The 22,979-nt window shown below is 22.2% G+C and carries 19 protein-coding genes; 1 reads left to right on the top strand and 18 read right to left on the bottom strand.

What is annotated here, in order from left to right; translation table 11 throughout:
* Nucleotides 1-208: 208 nt before the first annotated feature.
* Nucleotides 209-802: a hypothetical protein gene (locus N3A58_01375; GenBank protein ID MCX8058050.1), complete on the top strand. Its 594-nt coding sequence runs from the start codon at nucleotides 209-211 to the stop codon at nucleotides 800-802.
* On the opposite strand, the gene N3A58_01370 is transcribed toward N3A58_01375, so the two are convergent.
* The 18 genes from N3A58_01370 to lpxC all read right to left on the bottom strand — a co-directional run bounded on the left by N3A58_01370 (nucleotide 762) and on the right by lpxC (nucleotide 22,849).
* Nucleotides 762-3,431: a glycosyltransferase gene (locus tag N3A58_01370; protein ID MCX8058049.1), complete on the bottom strand. Its 2,670-nt coding sequence runs from the start codon at nucleotides 3,429-3,431 to the stop codon at nucleotides 762-764. The genes N3A58_01375 and N3A58_01370 overlap by 41 nt on opposite strands.
* A gap of 127 nt (nucleotides 3,432-3,558) precedes the next feature.
* Nucleotides 3,559-4,917, bottom strand: coding sequence for a UDP-glucose/GDP-mannose dehydrogenase family protein (locus N3A58_01365; protein MCX8058048.1), 1,359 nt, complete (start codon nucleotides 4,915-4,917; stop codon nucleotides 3,559-3,561).
* Nucleotides 4,918-5,368: 451 nt separating this feature from the next.
* Complete coding sequence (locus tag N3A58_01360; protein ID MCX8058047.1) at nucleotides 5,369-5,623, bottom strand: zinc ribbon domain-containing protein; 255 nt, start codon at nucleotides 5,621-5,623, stop codon at nucleotides 5,369-5,371.
* Between the two features lie 195 nt (nucleotides 5,624-5,818).
* The gene (locus tag N3A58_01355; protein ID MCX8058046.1) at nucleotides 5,819-6,112 is read right to left on the bottom strand and encodes a hypothetical protein; all 294 of its coding nucleotides are present in this window, start codon (nucleotides 6,110-6,112) and stop codon (nucleotides 5,819-5,821) included.
* Between the two features lie 16 nt (nucleotides 6,113-6,128).
* Nucleotides 6,129-6,689: a hypothetical protein gene (locus tag N3A58_01350; GenBank protein ID MCX8058045.1), complete on the bottom strand. Its 561-nt coding sequence runs from the start codon at nucleotides 6,687-6,689 to the stop codon at nucleotides 6,129-6,131.
* Nucleotides 6,682-8,763 carry an adenylate/guanylate cyclase domain-containing protein gene (locus tag N3A58_01345; protein ID MCX8058044.1) on the bottom strand — a complete coding sequence of 694 codons (2,082 nt, stop codon included), beginning with the start codon at nucleotides 8,761-8,763 and terminating at the stop codon, nucleotides 6,682-6,684. The genes N3A58_01350 and N3A58_01345 overlap by 8 nt, the downstream gene beginning before the upstream one ends.
* A 66-nt stretch (nucleotides 8,764-8,829) precedes the next feature.
* Nucleotides 8,830-9,570 (bottom strand): hypothetical protein, encoded by a 741-nt coding sequence (locus tag N3A58_01340; GenBank protein ID MCX8058043.1) that lies wholly within the window; start codon nucleotides 9,568-9,570, stop codon nucleotides 8,830-8,832.
* A 50-nt stretch (nucleotides 9,571-9,620) separates the two neighbouring features.
* Entirely contained in the window at nucleotides 9,621-11,123 is a 1,503-nt protein-coding gene (locus N3A58_01335; protein MCX8058042.1) for a sigma 54-interacting transcriptional regulator, read from the bottom strand.
* Between the two features lie 28 nt (nucleotides 11,124-11,151).
* Nucleotides 11,152-12,813, bottom strand: a complete 1,662-nt coding sequence (locus N3A58_01330; protein MCX8058041.1) for a S1 RNA-binding domain-containing protein — start codon at nucleotides 12,811-12,813, stop codon at nucleotides 11,152-11,154.
* A 104-nt stretch (nucleotides 12,814-12,917) separates the two neighbouring features.
* Complete coding sequence (locus N3A58_01325) at nucleotides 12,918-13,538, bottom strand: hypothetical protein (protein ID MCX8058040.1); 621 nt, start codon at nucleotides 13,536-13,538, stop codon at nucleotides 12,918-12,920.
* 25 nt (nucleotides 13,539-13,563) lie between these two features.
* Nucleotides 13,564-14,418: a pantoate--beta-alanine ligase gene (gene panC / locus N3A58_01320; protein MCX8058039.1), complete on the bottom strand. Its 855-nt coding sequence runs from the start codon at nucleotides 14,416-14,418 to the stop codon at nucleotides 13,564-13,566.
* A gap of 27 nt (nucleotides 14,419-14,445) precedes the next feature.
* Nucleotides 14,446-15,246: a 3-methyl-2-oxobutanoate hydroxymethyltransferase gene (gene panB, locus N3A58_01315; GenBank protein ID MCX8058038.1), complete on the bottom strand. Its 801-nt coding sequence runs from the start codon at nucleotides 15,244-15,246 to the stop codon at nucleotides 14,446-14,448.
* A 77-nt stretch (nucleotides 15,247-15,323) separates the two neighbouring features.
* A complete protein-coding gene (folK, locus tag N3A58_01310) occupies nucleotides 15,324-15,752 on the bottom strand; it encodes a 2-amino-4-hydroxy-6-hydroxymethyldihydropteridine diphosphokinase (GenBank protein ID MCX8058037.1) in 429 nt (142 codons plus the stop codon).
* A 24-nt stretch (nucleotides 15,753-15,776) separates the two neighbouring features.
* The gene (dapB, locus tag N3A58_01305; protein MCX8058036.1) at nucleotides 15,777-16,577 is read right to left on the bottom strand and encodes a 4-hydroxy-tetrahydrodipicolinate reductase; all 801 of its coding nucleotides are present in this window, start codon (nucleotides 16,575-16,577) and stop codon (nucleotides 15,777-15,779) included.
* Nucleotides 16,578-16,627: 50 nt separating this feature from the next.
* Nucleotides 16,628-17,710, bottom strand: coding sequence for a recombinase RecA (recA, locus tag N3A58_01300; GenBank protein ID MCX8058035.1), 1,083 nt, complete (start codon nucleotides 17,708-17,710; stop codon nucleotides 16,628-16,630).
* A 93-nt stretch (nucleotides 17,711-17,803) separates the two neighbouring features.
* Nucleotides 17,804-18,943 carry a HEAT repeat domain-containing protein gene (locus tag N3A58_01295; GenBank protein MCX8058034.1) on the bottom strand — a complete coding sequence of 380 codons (1,140 nt, stop codon included), beginning with the start codon at nucleotides 18,941-18,943 and terminating at the stop codon, nucleotides 17,804-17,806.
* A 36-nt stretch (nucleotides 18,944-18,979) separates the two neighbouring features.
* Nucleotides 18,980-21,712, bottom strand: a complete 2,733-nt coding sequence (locus tag N3A58_01290; protein ID MCX8058033.1) for a hypothetical protein — start codon at nucleotides 21,710-21,712, stop codon at nucleotides 18,980-18,982.
* A 222-nt stretch (nucleotides 21,713-21,934) separates the two neighbouring features.
* Nucleotides 21,935-22,849 carry a UDP-3-O-acyl-N-acetylglucosamine deacetylase gene (gene lpxC, locus N3A58_01285; protein MCX8058032.1) on the bottom strand — a complete coding sequence of 305 codons (915 nt, stop codon included), beginning with the start codon at nucleotides 22,847-22,849 and terminating at the stop codon, nucleotides 21,935-21,937.
* Nucleotides 22,850-22,979 lie beyond the last annotated feature (130 nt).

Below are 22,979 nucleotides of genomic sequence, written 5' to 3'. Positions count from 1 at the left end.
CTTATAGTAATATAATAATAAATAAAAAATAGTAATTATTAATATTAGTTAATTTAGTAGATTTTTAATTTCAATATAAAATATAAATTAACTATTTAATAATTAATCTAATAATCTTTTTGATTGTAATTGTTTTTTAAAAAAAATAATCTAACTTATTTAATAAAGATTTAATATTTTTTTTATATTTATAAAAAAGGGGGTTAAAATGAAACTATTTAAAAATTTTAAAATATTTTTTTTTGCATTTGTTTTATTAATTTTATTTAGCAACATTATTTTAGCTCAAGAGAAAGAAAAAGATTTTTCCTTACTTAATTTTAGTCTACATTATGTATCATGTTTTTTTAGTCCACAAAACTTAATGATTGGCTTTGATTATTTATACTACTTTGGTTGGTTTGGATTAGGGGGAGGTATTGACTATTTGAATAATTTAAAGTATAAAGATTCATATTTAAATTTTTTTATTAAAATTGGTTTAGGTAGACTTTTTATAGAAGGTGGGGCTTCATATCAAGCTAAACTTCCCTCTTCAAATTATAATATGATTCAATTTGAGAAAAAGTGGAATCCATATTTTAGCTTGAACTGGGATATTGTCCTTTCAATTGTAAACAGTGGTACTTTCAATATAAATATTTATACTGCAATGATCTTTACATCAATGGAAGCAATTGAACCAAAATTAGAGGGGAATTTTTTTCAAAAATTAATAGCAGCTATTTTATTAAATGGATTAGGAATAGTTTTAAATTCGTTCAAAATTGGATTTGGTGTATCTTATAGCTTTTATTTGTAAAGTTATTTTTTATTTTAATTTTGTATTTATTTATCTTGACCTTATCCTTTATTATTTTTAGTTTTATTCTATTATTCTCTTTCCTAAAATAATAGTCAATTACTTTTTCGATATCATATTTTTCTTGAACATGAGTTAAGGCATTTTTTGATAAATAATTTAATAAAAGAGAATTGTTATTTATTTTATCATCAATTAAATATATTATTTTTCTTTTCCAAAGATTTTTATCAATTTTCAATGAATAACCTGTTTCATTATTAATTATAATTTCTTTTGGTCCACCAATATTAGAAGTTAAAACTGGCAATCCACATGCTTGAGCTTCAAGAACAGACATTCCAAAGGTATCAGTTACACTTGGGAAAACAAATAAATTAGCAAGAGAATAAAGTTCTGGTAAATTTTTATTTTCTATTTTACCTAAAAAGTAGATTTCTCTGAAAGATTTATATTTGTTTTTTAATTCATCAAGATAAGGTCCATCACCTGCTATTATAAATTTTAATGTAATATCTTTTTCTTTCAAATATTTGCTATTTTTTAATTCTTCAAATACTTCTAAAATAAAATCTAGATTTTTATCTTTTGAGATTCTTCCAGTATACAATAAAATAAAATCATTATTTTTTATTTCTAAATTATTAATCATTTTATTATTTTCTTTATTTATTTTATAAAATTTACTTAAATCAATTCCTCTTCTAAATAATGACATTTTATCTGAATTGAAACCTTTATCTTTAAGAATTTTTATATATTCATAAGTATTTACTAATATATGGTCTGATAAATTATATATAATCTTTAAGATATAATCTATAATATCTGAAATCTTTTTATCACCTAATATTTCTGACGCTTCTTTAGAAAAATCTGTATGGAAAACCATTTTAGAAGGTATATTTAAAATTTTTGAAAGTAATAAGCCAGTTAATCCTACTGGTCCTGGGGTAGATATAATTATTTCATCAGGATTCATATCATATACTTCTTTAATTATTTTCATGATTGAGGGAAATTTAACTTCAAAGGTTTTGTAAATATCACTTCTAAATGAAAAAATAGGTTCAAAATTAATTATATTAAAGTTAAAATTATTTCTTTCATAATCTTCTTTTTTTATTGAGGTTACGAAAAAGAGTTCCCTATTTTTAATTTTTGAAAATTCTCCTATATTTCTTAATGTTACAGAAACACCATTTAAATCTATAAGTGTGTCAGTAAACCATGCTATTTTTTTAAATTCCTTTTTTTCATGAAAAAAATACTTATTTATTAGCTCATCAATTATTTTTCTGTCCTGCCAAATATGACTTATAGAAGTAATATATGGAATAGATAAAGCAAATGTAACTAAAGATGATATCAATTTCTCAATAAAAAGTAATAAATTTGTTTTTATTAAATTTGAAGATGTAGTAATTGATTCTAAAAATGATTTTATTAATATATCTATAATATTTGAAATACTTCTAAACAATTCATAAGAAACTATTAATGGATCATAATTTTTTAATCTATTTATTTTTAATAAAAATTCAATAATTTTGATATTTATTTTTTTATTTTTATTTTTATTTTTTGTTAGGTACCTTCTTAAAAAAATATATTCTTTTAAGGATAATTTTCTTTTTTCAAAAATAATTTTATCAAAAGTTTTTAGTAAAAGATTAATGTAATCTCTTTTTTTGTTATTTTTATTATAAAGAAGATCTTTATTTTCTTCGTAAACCTTATTATTATTTAAATTATTAAATAAATTAAATTCATTTTTCTCATTAAAAATATTTTCATCTTTTTTTTGTAGATATTTTGATTTATAAAAATCAAATGATATTTTCAATATTTGAAAAGCGTGGGATTCAAAATCTACACTTTTTCCTTCAAATTGAGAACCTCCAGATTTAACAGTTTCTATAAAATCTTTAATTGTAATCTTTAAATTTTCACTCGATCTAATATAATTATAAGAAGTTCCAATAAATAGACCTGTATGGTCATCACTTCCAGCAGTAAATATTTTTTTATGAGCATTTTTACTGTAAGGTTTTATTTTATGTTTTCTAATTAAATTATAAATTAATTCTTCATTAAGATTATTAAAAAATTTCTCAGTAATATTATTTACATCTAAATTTCTACCTCCATTTACAACCTCAAAATTATCAAATAAAAGTATTAATTTTTCAAAATGATTAAGATTAAGTTTTTTATTAATAGAATATAAAGGATGAGCTACTGAATAGAAAATATTATTTTCAAAAATAAATTCTCTTAGTTTATATATATCACTTCTTATAGTATCAATTTTTTCAAACAAGTATGGTTCAAAGTCATATAATAAAATATGTATTTTAGTTCCATCTTCTGGGAAATAAGTTGTTGCCTCAACACCTAAAATGGTCTCTTCTGGATATTTTTCTTTTAATTTTATTATTCCATCTATCTTGTTGTGATCTGTAATTGTAATAAAATCCATACCTTTTTCTTTAGCGAATTTAAAAAGTTTAAATGGATCTACATAAGATTCTCTTGTCCCTAAAAACTTTAACAACAATTCTGAGGGTCTTTCAGAAAAAATTGAATGAACATGCATATCCATCTTATATGTTTTTATTTTTTCCATTTTCCTTTCCATTTATTTTTTTTTATATAAAAATGTTATAATAATTTGTTTTTAATAATTTTTCTTCATTTTATTTTTAACTCTAATAAAAATAAAAAATACCATTAAAATTATATAAATAAAAAAATTAAAAAATTAAATCTTTTGCTTTAGAACAAATTATACCTGTACCATAATAATAAAACATTTGTTTAATTTTATGATTATTATAAAACATATTTCTTAAATCAAATAGAAAGTAATCTTTCATTAAAAAATAAACAAAATTATAATCTAGATTATTAAATTCTTCCCAATCTGTTGCTATAATAATCGCTTCAGACTCCTTAAAAGTTTCATATACATTTTCACAAAATATAATGTTGTTTTCATCTTTAAAGAGTTCTTTCGTTTTTTCTATTCCTTTAGGGCAGTATGTTTTAATAAATGCTCCATTTTGTAAAAGTAAATTAATGATTTTGATTGAAACAGATTCTCTTATATCATCTGTATTGGGTTTGAATGTTAATCCTAGAACAGATATAATCTTGTTTACAACTCCATTCATGTTCTTTAATATTTTGTTTACAGTAAATTTAATTTGATTTTCATTTGCTAAAATTGTTGATTCTAAAATTTTTAAATTAATTCCATTCTCTCTTGCAAAATTAAAAAGTGCTTTTGTATCTTTAGGTAAACAACTTCCTCCATACCCAGGACCAGCATCGAGAAAACTATTCCCTATTCTTAAATCAAGACCCATTCCTAAAGATACATCTTTTATGTTAGCCCCTATTTTTTCTGCAAGTATTGATAATTCATTTATGTAACTTATTTTTGTAGCTAAAAAACAGTTTGAAGCGTATTTTATTAATTCTGAACTCTCCCTATCCGTTAAGACTATTTTAAAATTTCTTTTAATAAAATAGTCATATAAAAGACACATCATTTCTTTAGCTTTTTCACTGTTTGTACCAATAATTATTCTATCTGGATTTATAAAGTCATGAAATGCTCTCCCTTCTCTTAAAAATTCTGGATTTGAAACAACATCTACATCAATCTTTTTTTCTTCAGAAATATTTTTAATATTATCTTTTATAAAAAGTTCGACTCTTTTACATGTTCCCGGCGGAACAGTTGATTTAATAACAATAATTTTATAACTATTAATATATTTTATTACTTCAAGAACAACTTCATAAATATATTTTAAATCTGCTTTACCTTCTTTATCTGGAGGTGTTCCAACTGCTATAAAAATTATATCTGACTTTTCAATTACATCTTTTGAGTCATCAAGAAAATTAATCTTATTTTGTTTAATTGAATCTTTTAAAATCTCCTCTATATTTTCTTCATAAAATGGAATTTTACCATCTCTTAAAGCTTTTAATTTTTCCTTATTTATATCAAAACAGTTTACATCAAAACCAATATAGGAAAAACCAACAGCTGTAATTAAACCAACATATCCTAAACCAAAAACTCCAATATTTAATTTCATTTTTAATTCCTTTATATTTTAATTACAATGATAAATTCAATTATATAAATTAAATTTAGATGAATAAAAAACTAATTATTAATAATTTTTTTATTAGGAAATTGTTAAGGGGATTATAGGAGATTGATAAATTAAATAATAGAGTTTATAAAATTAAATTGATTAATAATTTGATATTTGGATACTATATATATAGAAAAAAATAAATATTGTATGATTTTAACTTAATCAAAATACATTTATCAAATAATAAATTAAAATATTATATTAATTTATAACATTATTTGATTACAAATACTGATAAATATAAAAAAATTATAATTGTTAATAAATGATTATATGTTATTATTAAGTATACATAAAAGAAATTTTGATGTATAATATTTTGAAACATTGTAAAAATTATTAAAATTTTAGAAAATTTTTTTTATTTTAAAATTTATTTTAATTTTTATTGTTTACAATTTTTATTGTTTACAGTAGTTTTTTGATCATTTGTATTTTCTTTTTTATTAATATCAGATTTTTTATAATCAGTAGTATAAAAACCACTACCTTTAAATATTATTCCTGAACCAGCTGATATTATTTTTTTAGTTTTTGTTGAATTACATTCAGGACAGGTTACTTCCCTTTCATCTGAAATTGGTCTAAATATTTCAAATTTTTTATTACATGAATTGCAAATGTAATCATAAGTTGGCATTAATCACCCTCCTTTATAATAATGTTTAAACTCTTAATCTAATATATTATTAAATTAATTTATTATTTTAAACTTATTTATTATAAAACTTAAAAATTTGAAAAAATAAGTAAAAAATTAAAAAATATTAAAAAATTGAAAATATAGAATTTAACAATTTAAATATAAAAAAATTATAACTAAGAGTCAATATTTTTATTCTATTTCTGAAATTTTTGAATAAAACCATAGTAGAATAAAAGCACCTAAAATTGTAGAAATTGAATTTAATCCTAATGGAAACGATGTTAAAAATTTAATGAAATTGTTTAGAAAAGCACCAAGTATGGTTGCTCCCATAACACCTATTAAAGTTCCCAATAAAAAAGAACCTAAAAATTTTTTTTTCAAGATTATTACAAAGTAAAAAGAAGCAAACAAACCAACAAAAATATAAAATATCATTTGTACTACACTTTTTACAACAGCATCATTTAATATGGATTCCATATTAATACCCTTTCAATTAAAAATTGATTGAAATTATATTTGTACCTAATGAATCTATTGTTTTAATAACTTCACCTTTTATATCAACAACATATGGTCTTACCAAAAAAAAGATCTTACTTCCATTGTAAATTGAATTAGAGAATGGTATCCAATCTTTATCATAAATACTCACATAAAGCTTATTTGGTTCAGGTGTAATTGTAGAGGGGTTAGGATCATTAAAATAAATTTGTACTATAAAATTTAAGTTTGAAGGATTACAAATTAATTTAGGACTCGATGATGATACATTAAAATTATTTGAGATATAAACTTTGACATTACAATTAAAATAAATTGGATTTAAATTATCCTGAACTGAGTAAAGAAAATCGTAACCTTTAAATCCTGCTTCTTTATTTTCAATAATAAACCATATAAAATTTATTGTTGTATCATATCTTAATTTTGGTAAATTAATAAAATTTATAGGTTCAGGGATACCACAACAATTAAAATTTATTAATATTAAAAAAATGAAGAATAAATGTAAAATTAGTGAAATTTTTTTCCCAAAAGAAAAAGTTTTATTCACTTTTCAATTTGTTTCCAATTTTATTATATTTATCAACAATTTTAAAAGGATCAAAATCTTCTTTATAATCTAAAATTTCATATATTTTAATTGGTATTGTTTTACCTTTTGCAGTTATTTTATCTATTAATCTTATATAAAAAAAATCTTTAACCTTTTCATAGGTATATTCAGAAATTATAATTCTTGTCTTATAAAATTTATTAACACCTTCTAATCTTGAACCAGTATTTACTGTATCACCTATTAATGTATAATCCATCCTTGATGAAGATCCCATATTACCAACAATTGCATAACCAGTATTTATACCAATCCCTATATCAAGGTTCAAATCTTCTGGTAATTCATTATTTAATTTTTCAAGCTCTTTAGTCATTTCTAATGCAGTGCAACAAGCAAGTAAAGCGTGATCTTCTTGTGGTATAGGAGCACCCCAGAATGCCATTATTGCATCCCCAATATACTTATCAAGAGTTCCATGAAATTTAAATATAATCTCAGTCATTCTTGAGAGATATTTATTTAATAGATCAACTACTTCTTCTGGTTTCATTTGTTCTGATCTTGATGTAAAACCTCTAATGTCAGAAAATAAAACTGTTATTTCTTTGTTCTCACCACCAAGTTTTATTTTTTCTGGATGTTTTAATAATTCATCAACAACAACTTTTGAAACAAAGTTTGAAAATGTTGCTCTAATAAATCTTTTTTCTTTTTCTTCTGTTAAAATTCTATAAACAATTATAGAAATTAATAAAGTTAATACTTGAATAATTATTCCAGAGTATGGAACAATTAAATAATAAATAAAAGCAATATAAGCAAATAAAGTATAAAAAAATAAAAATAAAATCGCTAAAATATATGTTTTAATAATTGGTAATTTATAGAAATAGAAAGAAAGAAAAGCTGAAACTAATACAATAACTAAAAAAATAAAAAACCAATTAAAAAATTTAAAAAATTTTTGATTGATTATTTGATTTGTTGCAACAGCAAGAAATTCTACTCCAAACATTAATCCAGATGGAGTTAACCAAATATCTTTTGCAGCTCCAAGTGAATATATTCCAAAAAAAACTAACTTATCTTTAAAATATTCAGCAGGAGCTCTATTAGAATATATATCATAAGCTGATCTAATAGGCCATATTTGAGATGAATTCCCAATGAAATCTATAAAAAGATTACCATGTAAATCTATAGGTATTATTATTTCTTTTTTGTTATTAGAATTTTTAGTTATATTGTTTAATTTTATATATCTTCCAAAATCTACTTCTATATCATTTATATTTATTCCATAATAATGGCATAACATAAAAATTATTGCATGAAAATGTATTCGGTTTTTATATATATAAACAAGTGGTAATCTTCTATATTTTTTATCTGAATCAGGAAATAAACCTACTGTTCCTGCATAAGAGCCAGTTAAAGCATATTCTTTAAGTAAGGGAGTAATATCATTAAAGGTAATTCCAAAATTCCTATTTTTAATTATTTTTTCATCTATTTTTCTTCCTTTAATTTTTGCTTTTTTTAAATCTATTGTAAATTCTTTCTCTATATAATCAACAACTTCTTTTTGTTCTCCACTTTTTTCAAAACCTTTTTCAAAATCAAGATAATATTCTAAAATAACATTTCCATTTTTTTTAATAGAATTCGCTAATAATATATCATTTTCTTTATCATCTTTTTCTTTTTCAAGAAAAGCAATATCGAAAAGTATAGATTCAGGATAAGACTTTCCTTCAGGATTTATAAAAAAATTAAATATATTTACATATGTGTCTCTAGACCATGGAAATCTACCTATTTTCTCTAAAGAGAAATTATCAATGCCTATAATTTCTATTTTTTTACTTGCTTTTTTATTAGGAGTTGATACAAAAGTTGATTCATTTATTTCTTCAGTAGGTTTACCAGGATTTCTCCAATTAACAAAAATATCATAAATAAAAGTCTTATCTACATTGTAAAAAATTAGTGATAAAAATGAGAACAATAGAATAACTCCTATACAAATGAAAAGGACAGGAAAGTCTTTTTTCTTTAAATTTATCATACTTATCTCTTTTATTAAAAATTTTTTTATCAACTATTTTTTTAACTAATTTAAATCAAATTAGATTTATTTAACTTTAATATACTTTTCATTAATTATTTCATTTAATTGTTTTTCAAGTAAAAAGTATTTTGAATCCTTTGAAAAATTAGAATTTGAAAAATTAGCTTCAACTATATTATAATATTGGATAGATTTTAATATATCTCCTTTTGTTTTATATAAAAATCCTAAGAAATAAGCGCCATAAGCTCCATAAACATTATTTTTATTATTATTATATAATTTTTTTGAATATTTTATGGCATTATCTAAATCATTCAGTTGCATATAACTTCTTATAATTCCAATATTAGCTAAAAAATAAGCATGAAAGCTTTTATTTGAATATATTTTTTTAAATTCTTTTATTGAATCTTCATATTTTCCATCGATAAAGAAAATTAAGCCCTTATAATAAACAATTCTATTATAAACTTTTGTAAATTTAGATTTTTTTTCTATAATATTTAAATTTGAGATTAGTTCTTCTTTAATTTTCTCATAATTAGAAATATTTTGAGATTGAGTAATAAAAAGCTCAATTTTATCATATATCTTTTCTAATTCTACAGTTGCTTTCTCTTCTTTAATTTTCAAATTATAATCTAAAATTAATATAGAAATTAAAAATACTAATATAATTATTCCTGCAATAACCCAAAAAATTTGGTATTTTTTGAAATAATAGATTAACAAATCAATTATAAACTCGTAGTTTGATCTGTATTTTTCTTTAACTGGTTTAATTAATCCTATATCTTTCACATAAAACTCCTTATAATAATTTAATTATTTAAATAATTTAATTTTATAGTTTAATACTTATTTATATTTAGTTCTTTTATTAATCTTGATAGATATGTTCTTTGTATATCAAGAATTTTAGCAACTTTTGTTTGTTTCCAATTATTTTTATTCAACAAATAATTTATATATTCTTTCTTAAATACATTTATTGCTTCTTTTAGAGGCATTTCTTTAAAAATATCTGAAAAGCTATTTTTTGGATCAATACTTGTTAATAGGAGCACATCTGAATTTATAATATCACTATTGGTTAAAACACAAGCTCTTTCAATAACATTTTCAAGCTCTCTTACATTTCCAGGCCATGTATAATTTTTAATTATCTCAATTGCTTCTTCAGAAAATCCTCTTATTTTCTTTTTTGTTTCAATCGAATATTTTTTGAGAAAATAATTAGCTAAAATTTCTATATCTTCTTTTCTTTCTCTTAAAGGAGGAAGATATATAGGGAAAACATTAATTCTATAATAGAGATCCTCTCTAAATTTTTTCTCTGCAATAACTTTTGGAAGATCTTTATTAGTAGCAGAAATAATTCTTACATTAACAGGTATAGGGTTTGAGTCACCTAATTTTTGTATCTCTTTATTTTCAATAAATCTTAGCAATTTAGCTTGAATCGATAAAGGTAATTCTCCTATTTCATCTAAAAAAAGTGTTCCATTATTTGCTAGCTCAATTTTACCCATTGTATCTTTAACTGCACCAGTAAAAGCTCCTTTCTTATAACCAAAAAGTTCAGATTCAAGTAAATTCTCTGGTATAGCTGCACAATTAACTTTTACAAATGGAGCATTCTTCCTAGGGGAAAGGTAATGAATTAATTCAGCAAAAAGTTCTTTCCCAGTTCCTGATTCTCCTTGTAACAAAACATTTGATTCAGTATGAGCAACCATTTCTGCTAATTTTATTTTATCTTTAATGATAGGAGATTCCCCTATTATTTTTCTTGAATCTTTAACCTTGTCCAGCTCATCTTTCAAAGCTATATTTGTTTTTATTAAATCATTAAATATTTTAGCATTAAAAACAAGTATTGCACATTGATTTGAAAAAGCTTGTAGTATTTCTTTGTCCTCTTCTGTAAATGGTCCATCTATTTTATTAATAACTTCAATTACTCCAATGATATTGTCATCAATTTTCATAGGGGTACATAATAAATTTCTAGTTTTGTAGTTAATTTCTTCCGAAATTTTAGAGAAAAATCTTGGATCATTTTGTGGATCATTAACTATTAATGGTTCCCCATATAAAGCAACCCATCCTGCTATACCTTGTCCTTTTTTTAAACTAAAAGACTCTTTTACCTGTTCTCCCTTTTCCCCTAATGCTATATAAAAAAACAAATTTTCTTTATTTTTATCAAACAAAAGTAAAGAAGCAGCTTCTGCATCTATTACCTTTGAAGCATTATTTATTATACCACTTAATAAATCTTCTATACCATTATTTCTTGATAAAAGGCTAATAATTTCTAAGATCTTTTTTACTTTATCTATACTAATCATAAATTTTTAAAATTATTGATTGAGCAAATTATTTATTATTGTTTAATAGTTTCCCAAGAGTTATTTTTGTTTCTTGATGATCAAATAAAAATTTTCCAAGTTCTTTACTTTGTTCCTCTTCAATATAATCTTTAATTGATAAAACAACTCTTTTTTTCTTTGGTTCAAGTGTTTTAATCTTTGCTATTATTTTATCACCTATTTTAAATTTTTCAGCTAAATTAAATACCTTTTCAGTTGAAACTTCACTTGCCGGGATAATACCCTTAATTTCTTGATTAAGTTTTACCACTAATTTTCTCTCTTCAACTTCAGATACTAATGTTTCAACATTTGAACCAATTTTATTATTTGCAAGAAAATTGTCCCAAGGATTATCAAAAAGGTCTTTAAGAGATAAATCAATTCTTTTCTTTTTTGTATCAATATTTTTGATAACTACTTCAATTTCACTTCCTACTTTATCTGAATATAATTTTGATGGGTTTAGTTCTTCTGTCCATGAAAGGTCCTCTTGTTTTAATAACCCAGTAACTCCTCTATCAAGCTCTATAAAAACTCCGAAATCTGTAACTTTATCAATTTTACCTTTAACTTTTTTTCCAATACCATTTTCACTAATATATTTTTCAAATGGATTAGGCAATATATGTTTTATACCAATTATTATTTTTCTATTTTTTCTATCTATTCTAAGTATCTTGCCTTCTACTATATTACCCTCTTTTGCAATATTTTTTTCATTTTCAAAATCTTCAAACCAGGAAAGATCTTTTTTATAAATATATCCATCAAGGCCTTCTTCAATATTTACAAACAAACCTTCAGGAAAAACCTTCACAACTTTACTTTTTACGATATCACCTTCTTTTAGTTTTAAATTTTCCCATGGATCTTTCTTTGTATTTTTATAAGAGAGAATTATTTTATCCTCTTTTTTATTAAGTTCAATTATTTCAGCATCAATTATTTGTCCTTCCGAAAGGATATCTGAAATGTTAAAGTATTTAGAATAAGAAATTTCTTTTCTTGGAATGAATCCTTCAAAAGAATCTATGTCAACTATAACCCCTTTATCATTTTCAAGTATTTTTTTAACTTTACATTTTACAATATCTTTTTTATTTCTCTCTTTAAAAAATTTAATTTTTTCAATTTTAGCTTTATCTATTAAATAATCTTTTCTTGATAAAACCAGCTTATTATTATTATAGCTTAATATCTTGAAATCAAAAACCTTTTCAATATAATCATTTACTAATTTTTCATCAAAATCTTTTAAGTCAATTTTATCTGCAAAACATATTCCACTTACTCCTTTAACATCAATTTGAAATAGTTTTTTCTCTTTTATATACCTTTTTACAAAACCTTTAATTGGTAATCCTTCCTTTAAAAGTCTTGAAAGTTCTCTTTTTAAAAGAATTTCGTCTGCTTTTTTCTTAGAAAAAATAGTCCTATCATATTTATCTTTAAAACAATAAATATATACCTTATCTAGTTCATTGGGTTTAGAGTCAAATTCATCTATTGAAATTGTTATTTCTTGTGTCCAACCAATATCAACAAATACTTCACTATTATTAACACATACAATTTTCCCTTCTATTATTGAGCCAGCCTGAGGTTCTTGTATTGTTTGAAGAGATTTTTCTAACTCTTCTTCAAAATTAACAATCTTCTCACTCATTTAATAACCCCTTAATGAATTAATTTTTCTAAAAAAATGTATATTATTCATTATTAAAGTCAATAAATGTTTCAAAAAATTATTTTATTTTTTCAATATTATTTTTAAAAAATTTTTTCTAAAATTAAAAGATAAAACTCAAAAGACTTTAAATTAAACCTGAATATTACAAATAATAAAACAAAAAATATTTCTAAAAAGTCAAATGCATAAATAGATGTATCGAATTTAGTAAAAAATAGTAAGGTATCTGAAAAAGGGAAAGGTAAAAAATTTATTAGAAATAAAATAAAATTAGCATAAACAGATAATATTAAAAAGTCATTAATAAATTTAATTTTAAAAAATTCACCACCGTTTAATGAGAGAAAATAGAAAGATAAAGAAAAAATTAGGTTTAATATATTTGGGATAAAAATTATGAAAAATCTTTTAGATAAATTTAATTTTTTATAATTAAAAGGATAAGTTTTAGAATATCCAACACCTGTAAACATAAATAGAAATATTCCTGCAAGACTTAAAAAATATGTTGAAGAATAATTTCTCTTTTCTGAAAGAATATAATCACTGGTTAAATTTTTATAAATAAAAAACTTGCTCTTTTCTCTGATAAAAAAAGAAGTTAAAACACTTAAAAAATAAACTAGAAACAAATAAATAATATTAGTTAAATTATAAAAGTCATTTGTAAAATAAGTAAAATTTTTAAAACTTATATACATCCACAAACCTTTTATGTAAAATTTTTTAATTTATGAAATCTTCTATTAAAATATTATCAATTAACCTTGTTGAACCAACAAAACATGCTATTGCTATTAAAGTATCTTTATCTATAAGAACTTTTGGCTTAAGAGAATATTTATCAACTATTTCAATGTAATCAATTTTAGTTTTTTTACCACTTTTTAAAATATTTTCAATATCCTTCTTTATGATATCCGAATTTTTTTCTCCATTTAATATTTTATCTTTAGCATATTTTAATGATTTATAAATATTTAGAGCTTCAAGTCTTTCATCATCAGATAAATATTTGTTCCTAGAGCTTAAAGCTAAACCATCTAGTTCTCTTACAATATTGCAACTTATTATTTCTATATCCATTGAAAGATCTTCTACCATTTTCTTTATAATTATTAATTGCTGATAATCTTTTTTCCCAAAATAAGCTCTAGTTGGTTTAATTATATTGAATAATTTATTTACTACAGTACAAACCCCCTGAAAATGCCCAGGTCTACTTTTTCCACATAAATAGTTTGAAAGTTCATTAACATATACATATGTCAAATGTTCTTTTTCATAAAACTTATTTTCATCTGGTGCAAATATAATATCTACTTTTTCTTTTTCACACAAATATGAATCAGAATCAAAAGTCCTAGGATATTTATTATAATCTTCATTTGGTCCAAATTGTAAAGGATTTACAAATATAGAAACTATAACTATGTCATTTTCATTTCTAGCTCTTCTTATTAAAGAAAGATGACCTTCATGCAAAGCTCCCATTGTTGGAACAAAACCTATAGAGTTATAATTTTTTTTTAAATTATTAATATATTCTTTCATTTCTTTAATATCTTTTATAACTTTCAATTATGTCCTCCATTTTTTTAAAACTTTTTATTTATCTTTTTTATTAAACCATTTTTCAGGGTATTTTCCAGAATATATATCATTGCACCAACTAATTAAGGTTTCTTTTATTATAGTATTTAAATCTACATATTTTTTTGTGAAACTTGGAATGTAATAAGATAATCCCAACAGATCATTTATCACTGCAATTTGCCCATCAACATTCTTACCTGAACCTATTCCTATAGTTGGAATTTTAAGGCTTTCTGTTATAATCTTTGAAGCTTCATCAGTTACACATTCTAAAATTAATGAGAATATTCCTGCATTTTGAAGCTGTATTGCATCATCAAGTAATTCCTCAATCTCTTTATCTGTTTTACCTGCAATTTTATAACCTCCTTCTTTATTATGATGTTGAGGTTTAAGACCTATATGCCCCTGTACAGGAACACCAATATCAGAAAGTCTTTTAATTAATTCTATTTTTTCTTTACCACCTTCAATTTTAATAGCATTTGCATATCCCTCTTTTATCATCCTTCCACAATTTAAAATATCATACTTAATCTCAACACCATAAGATAGAAAAGGCATATCAGCAATCACTGGTTTATTTAATGTATTTTGTGAAACAATTTTAACTCTATCAAGCATTTGTTCAAAAGTTATTTGAATTGTGCTTTCATAACCATATTCTACATTTGCCATCGAATCACCAACTAAAATAGCATCTATCTCTTCAATTTGATCAATTATTTTAGCAATGTAAAAATTATAAGCAGTAACCATTATAATAGGTATTTTTTCTTTTTTTTTCTTTTGTAAACTATTAAAATTTTTCATGAATGAATCCAATTTAATCAAAATTTAATAAATAGATAATCCTAATACTTTAAAAAAATAAATTTTATTAAATTTTTTTAGCTTTTTAGTAATTCAATTTTATTTAACTTCTCCATTAATATTTTTAAATATTTTCTATCTCTTAAGCCAGGATGAGGAATAGTTAAATTGTTAGAAAATATATTAAAATCTTCGAATTTAATTATGTCTATATCTATAATTCTTTCACCCCAGAAAATATTTTTATTCTTATTTTTATTTAACTTTCTTTCAATATTTTGTAATATTTTTAATAATTTGCCAGGTAAATATTTAGTCTTTATGATTAAAAGGGCATTATAAAAATCATTTTGATCTTTATATCCAAAAGGTTCACTTTTTAATATTCCAGTATTATCAACTATTTCAAAATAACTTTGTAATGCTTTAAAAGCTAAATTTAAATAATGCTTTGCATTATTAGTATTAGAACCAAGGGATAAAGTTACATAATAAAATTCTTTCATATAATAATTATATTTTTATAAAAATTATTTATTTTCTAAATAATTTATTTTGAATTTAATTAAATCATCATAAGTGAAAAATCCATTTTTTCTATCTTTAATAAAGTTTATAGCTTCTAAAACACCATTTGCAAAAACTTTACGATCTAAAGCTTCATGTTCAATTTTAATTATTTCAAATTCATTTCCAAAAATTATCTGATGAATCCCTTTTACACCACCAGATCTTATTGAGCTTATTCCTATTTCATTAATATCTTTCTCTTTAAATAAATTATGTCTATCATAGACCTCTTTTTTATTTGGATAAATTTCTTTAATTTTAGATAATATTTTTTTCAAAGTTCCTGATGGAGCATCTTTTTTATTAATATGATGAGTTTCTAAAAGTTCAATATCATAATCCTTATAAAGTTTCAAAAATCCATCTAGTAAAAAAATCAAAGAATTTAATCCATAGCTCATATTCGGAGAATAAAAAATAGTTGTTTTATTACCAAGCAATTTTAAATTTTCTAGATCTTTTTCTTCGAGACCAGTAGTTCCACAGATTAACTTAATATTGTTGTTTTCATTTAAAAAATTATATATTGCTTTTTGCTTTGAAGGGTGCGAAAAATCAATAATAATATCTGAATTAATTAAACAGTTAATATCTTTAGAATAAAAAACTTTTTCATTATTAATAGTTATATACTCTTCTTTTTCAATATTTTTAAAGTCTTCCCATAAACCATTAATAACTAAATCATCTCTATTTTTTAATAGATTAATTATCTCTTGACTCATTCTACCTTTAGAACCACAAATTCCTATCTTTATCATATCCCATCCTCTATTTTTAGTTCTATTATACAATAAATTTATTAAATCAATTATTTAGAAACTTTATTTTTTTCTTTATTTAAATCTTTGTTTGCTTCGATATTTTTTGATTCACTTTCATTCTTTGGCTTCTTTAAACCATAAAATTCTCTTATTTTTTCCTCAATTTCTTCAATATATTTTGGATTATCTTCTAAAAACTTAGTAGCATTAGCTTTACCTTGTCCAAGTTTTATGTCATTATAACTATACCAAGACCCAATTTTTTTTATAAGATTTATTTTTTCACCAAGTTCTAAAATTTCAAGTGTCTTATCTATTCCTCGATCAAAAGTAAGAGTAATATTTGCACTTTTAAAAGGAGGAGCAACTTTATTTTTTTTAACTGTTAATTTTATGCTATTTCCTGTATATTCTTCTCCGTCCTTCACTGAATCCATTTTTTTTACATTTATTCTTATTGATGAATAGAATTTTAATGCTAAACCTCCAGTTGTAGTTTCTGGATTTCCGAAAGGCATAGTATTAATTTTCATTCTAATTTGATTAATAAAAACAACTATTGTATTTGTTTTTGCAATTGAAGCTGTTAATTTTCTTAAAGCTTGTGACATTAATCTAGCTTGTAACCCAATATGAGAATCCCCCATATCACCATCTATCTCTGCTTTGGGAACTAAGGCAGCTACAGAATCGATTACAATAATATCTACTTGTCCTGATTTTACTAAAGCATCACAAATTTCAAGAGCTTGTTCTCCTGTATCTGGTTGAGATATAAGAAGATTTTCAACCTGAACACCTATTTTTTTTGCATATGTGGGATCTAATGCATGTTCTGCATCTATGAAAGCTGCAACTCCACCAAGTTTTTGAGCTTCAGCTATCATATGTAATGCTAAAGTTGTCTTTCCTGAGCTTTCAGCACCATATATTTCAATAATTCTACCTCTTGGGATACCACCAACTCCTAAAGCTATATCAAGCGATAAAGAACCTGTAGGAACTACATCGATTTCCTGATTAATTTTTTCTCCTAATCTCATTATGGAACCTTCGCCAAATTGCTTTTTAATAGAATCAATTGTTGATTGCAAAATATCATCTTTCTGATTTTCTTTTTCTTTTGCCATTTATATCTCCTTTTTATTATTGAATAAATTAAGTTATATTTTATTATACTATTTAAAATTAAAATTGTTTCATTATTTAATCAAAATAAAAATTCAGTTTGGAAAAAATTTTTGTAATAAAGTTTTTGCTTTATTTCTATTATCTTCAGATGGATCATATTTAGAAATATAATCTAATAAATATCTTATTTTTTCCTTTATTTCATTACTAAAATTTAATATAGATAGAGAAGAAATCATTTTTAAAAAAACATCTCTAGCCTCTTTTTTAACATTATTATCTGAATCATAGAGAGACAAATATATAATAGCCTCTATATATTCTATAGCATTAAATTCTCCAAGAACCTTAACAACTTCAAGTCTTACTTTTGAATTATTACTTCTAATCAGTTCAAATATAACTTTTTTTGCTTCATCTGCATTATATTTTTTTATTGCTTGTGCAGCATAAATCTGTATATATGGATCATCCGATTTCAAAGCTGCTATTAAAGCTTCAAAAGATGATTGATCTCCAAATTTTGATAAAGCGTATATAGTAAATCTTCTTACTATACTATTTTCTGCTTTATCAGCTACTATCTGATTCATTTTTTCAATATATTCTTTTTTAATAGAATCAAATTTTGAAAAATATAAAGCACAAATAGCCCTTAAATCAGCGTTGTTTTTAGTATCTATATAAAAGTTAAAAATTTGTTCCATATATTTTGTTGACAACATATTGCCAAGTGACTCAATACATGCCTTTCTTAATTCGATTTCTGTTTCATACTCTTTTTTATTAAATATCTCAAAAATTTTATCTTCTAGCTCAATTATTTTATAGTTGCCAGCAGCTATAATAACTAATCTTAGTAAAGAACTATCTGAAAATTTATCATTTATTACCATAATTATATATGGTTTAACTTTATCTTTAGCTTCCTGTATATCTTTTATTATACTTAAAACAGAGGATTTTATACCTATATCATTCGTTGTTAATAATACCTGTATTAATTCATCAATTAAAGGTCTACAGTCATATATAATTAATTCAGCTAGAATCTTTTTTAAATCATTAATTGTTCCAAATTTTAAAACATCTTTATAGTAATTTATTTTTTCTTGAGGTATTGGATTTTTACCAGTTGCAAATAAACTTAAATTAAAAATCAATATTAATGCAATAAAAAGCAATAAATAAAAATTGTTTTTTTTATCTAAAAATATTTTGACTTTTTTCATAGTTATTAAATTTTATCATTTTAGATTTTAATAAAACTAAATTCTGTTATTCCTTTTTAAAAATCTATTATAATTAATATATAATTTTTCAAAATTGTCAAAATAAACCTTTGTTTCTGGGAGTGTATTTAATATGCTATTTCCATAAGTTTTTGTCTTTATTCTATTGTCAAAAATAAAACAAACACCTATATCATCATCTTTTCTTATTAACCTACCAAAACCTTGTTTTAATTTTATTGATGAGTAAGGCAATGAAATCTCTAAAAATGAATTTCCACCATTTTTTTCTATTTTTTTCGATTTAAATCTAATTACTGGAGAAGATGGTACTTGAAAAGGTAATCTTGTTATTATTATAAGTTCTAAAGCTTCACCAGGAATATCTATTCCTTCCCAAAAGCTTAATGTTCCAATTAAAACAGATCTGTCAGTCTTTTTAAATAATTCTGTTAATTTATAATTGCTATATTTTTTGTTTTGAGCTAAAATATTTAATTTTTTTTCAACACCACTATTTATTAAAAACTCATAAATATAGTTTAAATCATTGTAAGAGGTAGTTAAAATAAAAGCTCTTCCCGAAGATAATTCTATTAATTTTAATGAACAATTAGAAACAAAATCTATAAATTCACTTGAATTTGGATCAGGTGAATCTTTAACTATCATTAATTCGCTTTGTTCTAGATAATTAAATGGAGAATCAAATATAAAAGTATTTATTTCCAAATAATTACTATCTAATGATTTTAAAGTATATATAAATTTCTTATTATCATTATTATCAATTGAAAGTTCTTTTTCAAAATCACTATAACCTAATGATTTTATGAAATAATCAAAATCTTTATTAAAAGAGAGAGTTGCTGAAGTAAATATTAATGATTTATAATTTTGAAAAATTTTTTCAATTATTACTTCTTTTTCACTTAAAAATAAAGAATAAAGCTGAAAATTATTTTTATTTAGGTTTATCCATAAAACATTATCTTCTTCAAAATATAAATTTTCATCAAAGTTTAAAAATAAGTAAATTATCTTAATAACATCTTCTATATAACTCTTTATAAAATCTATATTTTTTTTTATAAATAAAAATATGTTTTTTTCTTTCTCTGAAAAAATATTATTTTCATTTTGAGAAGAATTAGATTCTAAATTCATTAAATTATCTTTATTAATTTCCTCGTTTTCATCTAGTCTAAGCTCATTATAAAAAATTTCTTCTATTAAACTTTGTAGTTTTTCATCAAGTTTTTTTATTAAATTGAAAAAATTTTTTAATATATTATTAAAATTATTAGATTGTTCAGGATTTATATTTATTTTTTTATAAAAATCAAGAATATCAACAACTAAATTGTCATTATAAAAATTTTTATTTGATTTACTATTAATTTTTGAAAAATTATTTTCTTCTAAATTATATGAATTTAGAAAACTTCCAAATTCTTTGTAAAGAAGATATATTTCTTCTTTTACATTTTCAATTAAATTAGTCAATTCAACAAAATAATTATCAATAAATTTCTTAAATATTTTATGATTGTTTTCAATTTTTCTTTTAAGCAAAATCAACAAACCATTCTCATTTTTATTATTTTTATTAAATAAAAATTTTAATTTATTTTCAAAATATTGATAGTCAAAACAAATAGTTAATATATCTTCAATGCAATTTTCAATATTATGGGCTTCATCAAAAACAACATAAGATGATCTTGGTATAAATTCTGAGAATTCTTTAAACTTTTCATTTAAAAAAAATAGATGATTATTTAGAACTATTATATCACAAGTCGCTAATTTTTTTCTTGAAATATAATAGAAACAGTTAGGAAAAAATTTACATGAATTTTTAAGACAAATTGCTGAATTAGAATTTATTTCATTTTTTATATTGCCAATAATATCTTTATCAAGCTCATCAAGTATCCCAGTTGAAGTTGTTTGAATAAATTTTTCAATAGCATCAGTATATATATTTGTATCATCATATAATGATTGATTAATCTCTTTTTCTTTTAAAAGCTGGAAACGAAACAAACATATATAATTATTTCTTCCTAAAAGAAAGTCATACTTAATATCAATATTTGTAATTTTTATCATTGAAGGAATATCTTTTTCTATAAGTTGTTTTTGTAAAGATATAGTATTAGTTGTGATCAAGAATTTAATTTTATTATATTTAATGTTTAAAAAAATAGGTAAAAGATATGCAAAAGATTTACCGATACCAGTATTTGCTTCAATTGCACATTTTAAATTTTCATGTAAAGCTTTTAATATAGTCTTAGCCATTAAAATTTGTGAATCTCTTCTCTTAAATGATGGTATAATTTTGCTAATATTTTTGTTTTTTTCTGTTAAAAAATCATCTATTTCTTGAGAATCTATTTCTATTATTTTTTTTACAGATGTTTGCGGAACAACAAAATAAATTTTTGTTACCTCATTATTTATAATCCCAAACCCAATTCCATTTTTAGCTGCAAAATTTGCAAAATGATTATCATTATATGAAGGCTTTAAGTTCCCTGATGGATGATTATGAATAATTGTCTTAAAATTTATTATGTAATCATAATCAGTTATTACAGAATCATCATTTCCAAAAAATATTGGTTGGATATTATCATTTTCATCTATTCCAAAAAAAACCTCTGCACCATCTGATTTTTCAATATTTTCTTTAAATATTTTAATTTGATTTTCGTTAAAATATTTGGAAATATCTTCAAAATTCTGATTTCTTTTATCCACTAAAAAATATTTAAACTTTTTATATAAAATTGCAACTTTATAAATAACTACAAAAACAGCCAAAACATGAAAATTAATATCTTTAAAATCATAATAAATTTATGTAAAAAAATTAAAGAAATATTGAATTATAATAAGGATATTAAAATTACAGAGAATATTTTAATTATTAAGCTATTTTATAAAAATATTAAATTTTAAATATTAAAGATAAAATAAAAACTAAATTTCTATATTTAATTTTAATTGTTCACTTATTTTTTTGAATTCATTTCTTAATTGAATTAATTTTGTTGCAGTAATTTCTTCTTTGATCATTGTATATATATTTTTGGTAAGTTCAACATCAAGTTTATGACCAGCTTTATGAGCAAAAATATGAGCTTTTATTGGTTTACCTAATAAATAAATATCACCAATTAAATCCAAAACTTTATGTCTTACTGCTTCATTATGATATCTTAAATTACCATTGACAATTCCATCTTTATGATATACGATAGAATTATCTAATGATCCACCTAAAGCTAAATTATTTGATCTTAGCCACTCTATTTCCTCCAAAAAACCAAAAGTTCTTGCATTTGCAATGTTCTTAATAAATGTATCTTCATCTATTTTAAAGTTTACATGTTGAAAGCCTAAAACTTTTGATTTTTCAGTAAAATCAATACTATAAGTTATTTCAAATATATCAGATGGTATAGCTATAAGATATGAATCGTTATTGATAACCCATACTGGATAATTTAATGTAATAGGAGAAATTTCATATTCTAAATCTTTTAATCCAGCTTCTAATAAAATTTCAACAAAATATTTTGATGAACCATCAAATACAGGTGGTTCATCTCCAAATATTTCAATTTCTATATCTGTAATATTTAATCCATGAAGTGCTGCTAAAACATGTTCTACAGTTTGTATAGGATAGTTTCTACCAATAACAGTTGCATATGATGTATTTATAACTTCAAAAGGGGAAATTTTAATAGGAAAGTTTTTATTTTTATCCCTGAGTGTATTATAAAATATTATTCCATTTTCTGAAGGCAAAAATCTAATTTTAGAAATTTTACCAGAATGTAATGCAATTCCTTCCTTTTCAATTATTTTATATATTGTCCTTCTTTTCATTTATTACCTCATTCTATATTATTAAAAAATATTAATAATAATAAAATTAATAAAAAAATATAAACTAAATTTAAATAAAAAATTTAAATTAAATACATCAATTTTTATACCAAAAAAGATTAAAATAATA

The sequence above is a fragment of the Spirochaetota bacterium genome (assembly GCA_026415295.1).
Taxonomy (GTDB): Bacteria; Spirochaetota; JAAYUW01; order JAAYUW01; family JAOAHJ01; genus JAOAHJ01.
The sequence above is the reverse complement of the archived record's forward strand: the minus strand, read 5'-3'. Positions and strand labels throughout refer to the sequence as shown.

Excerpts from the sequence above, each read along its gene's own strand:
- N3A58_01375 (MCX8058050.1), top strand. The coding sequence starts at position 209 with ATGAAACTATTTAAAAATTTTAAAATATTTTTTTTTGCATTTGTTTTA.
- N3A58_01370 (MCX8058049.1), bottom strand. The coding sequence starts at position 3,431 with ATGGAAAAAATAAAAACATATAAGATGGATATGCATGTTCATTCAATT.
- N3A58_01365 (MCX8058048.1), bottom strand. The coding sequence starts at position 4,917 with ATGAAATTAAATATTGGAGTTTTTGGTTTAGGATATGTTGGTTTAATT.
- N3A58_01360 (MCX8058047.1), bottom strand. The coding sequence starts at position 5,623 with ATGCCAACTTATGATTACATTTGCAATTCATGTAATAAAAAATTTGAA.
- N3A58_01355 (MCX8058046.1), bottom strand. The coding sequence starts at position 6,112 with ATGGAATCCATATTAAATGATGCTGTTGTAAAAAGTGTAGTACAAATG.
- N3A58_01345 (MCX8058044.1), bottom strand. The coding sequence starts at position 8,763 with ATGATAAATTTAAAGAAAAAAGACTTTCCTGTCCTTTTCATTTGTATA.
- N3A58_01335 (MCX8058042.1), bottom strand. The coding sequence starts at position 11,123 with ATGATTAGTATAGATAAAGTAAAAAAGATCTTAGAAATTATTAGCCTT.
- N3A58_01330 (MCX8058041.1), bottom strand. The coding sequence starts at position 12,813 with ATGAGTGAGAAGATTGTTAATTTTGAAGAAGAGTTAGAAAAATCTCTT.
- N3A58_01325 (MCX8058040.1), bottom strand. The coding sequence starts at position 13,538 with ATGTATATAAGTTTTAAAAATTTTACTTATTTTACAAATGACTTTTAT.
- panB (MCX8058038.1), bottom strand. The coding sequence starts at position 15,246 with ATGAAAAATTTTAATAGTTTACAAAAGAAAAAAAAAGAAAAAATACCT.
- folK (MCX8058037.1), bottom strand. The coding sequence starts at position 15,752 with ATGAAAGAATTTTATTATGTAACTTTATCCCTTGGTTCTAATACTAAT.
- dapB (MCX8058036.1), bottom strand. The coding sequence starts at position 16,577 with ATGATAAAGATAGGAATTTGTGGTTCTAAAGGTAGAATGAGTCAAGAG.
- recA (MCX8058035.1), bottom strand. The coding sequence starts at position 17,710 with ATGGCAAAAGAAAAAGAAAATCAGAAAGATGATATTTTGCAATCAACA.
- N3A58_01295 (MCX8058034.1), bottom strand. The coding sequence starts at position 18,943 with ATGAAAAAAGTCAAAATATTTTTAGATAAAAAAAACAATTTTTATTTA.
- lpxC (MCX8058032.1), bottom strand. The coding sequence starts at position 22,849 with ATGAAAAGAAGGACAATATATAAAATAATTGAAAAGGAAGGAATTGCA.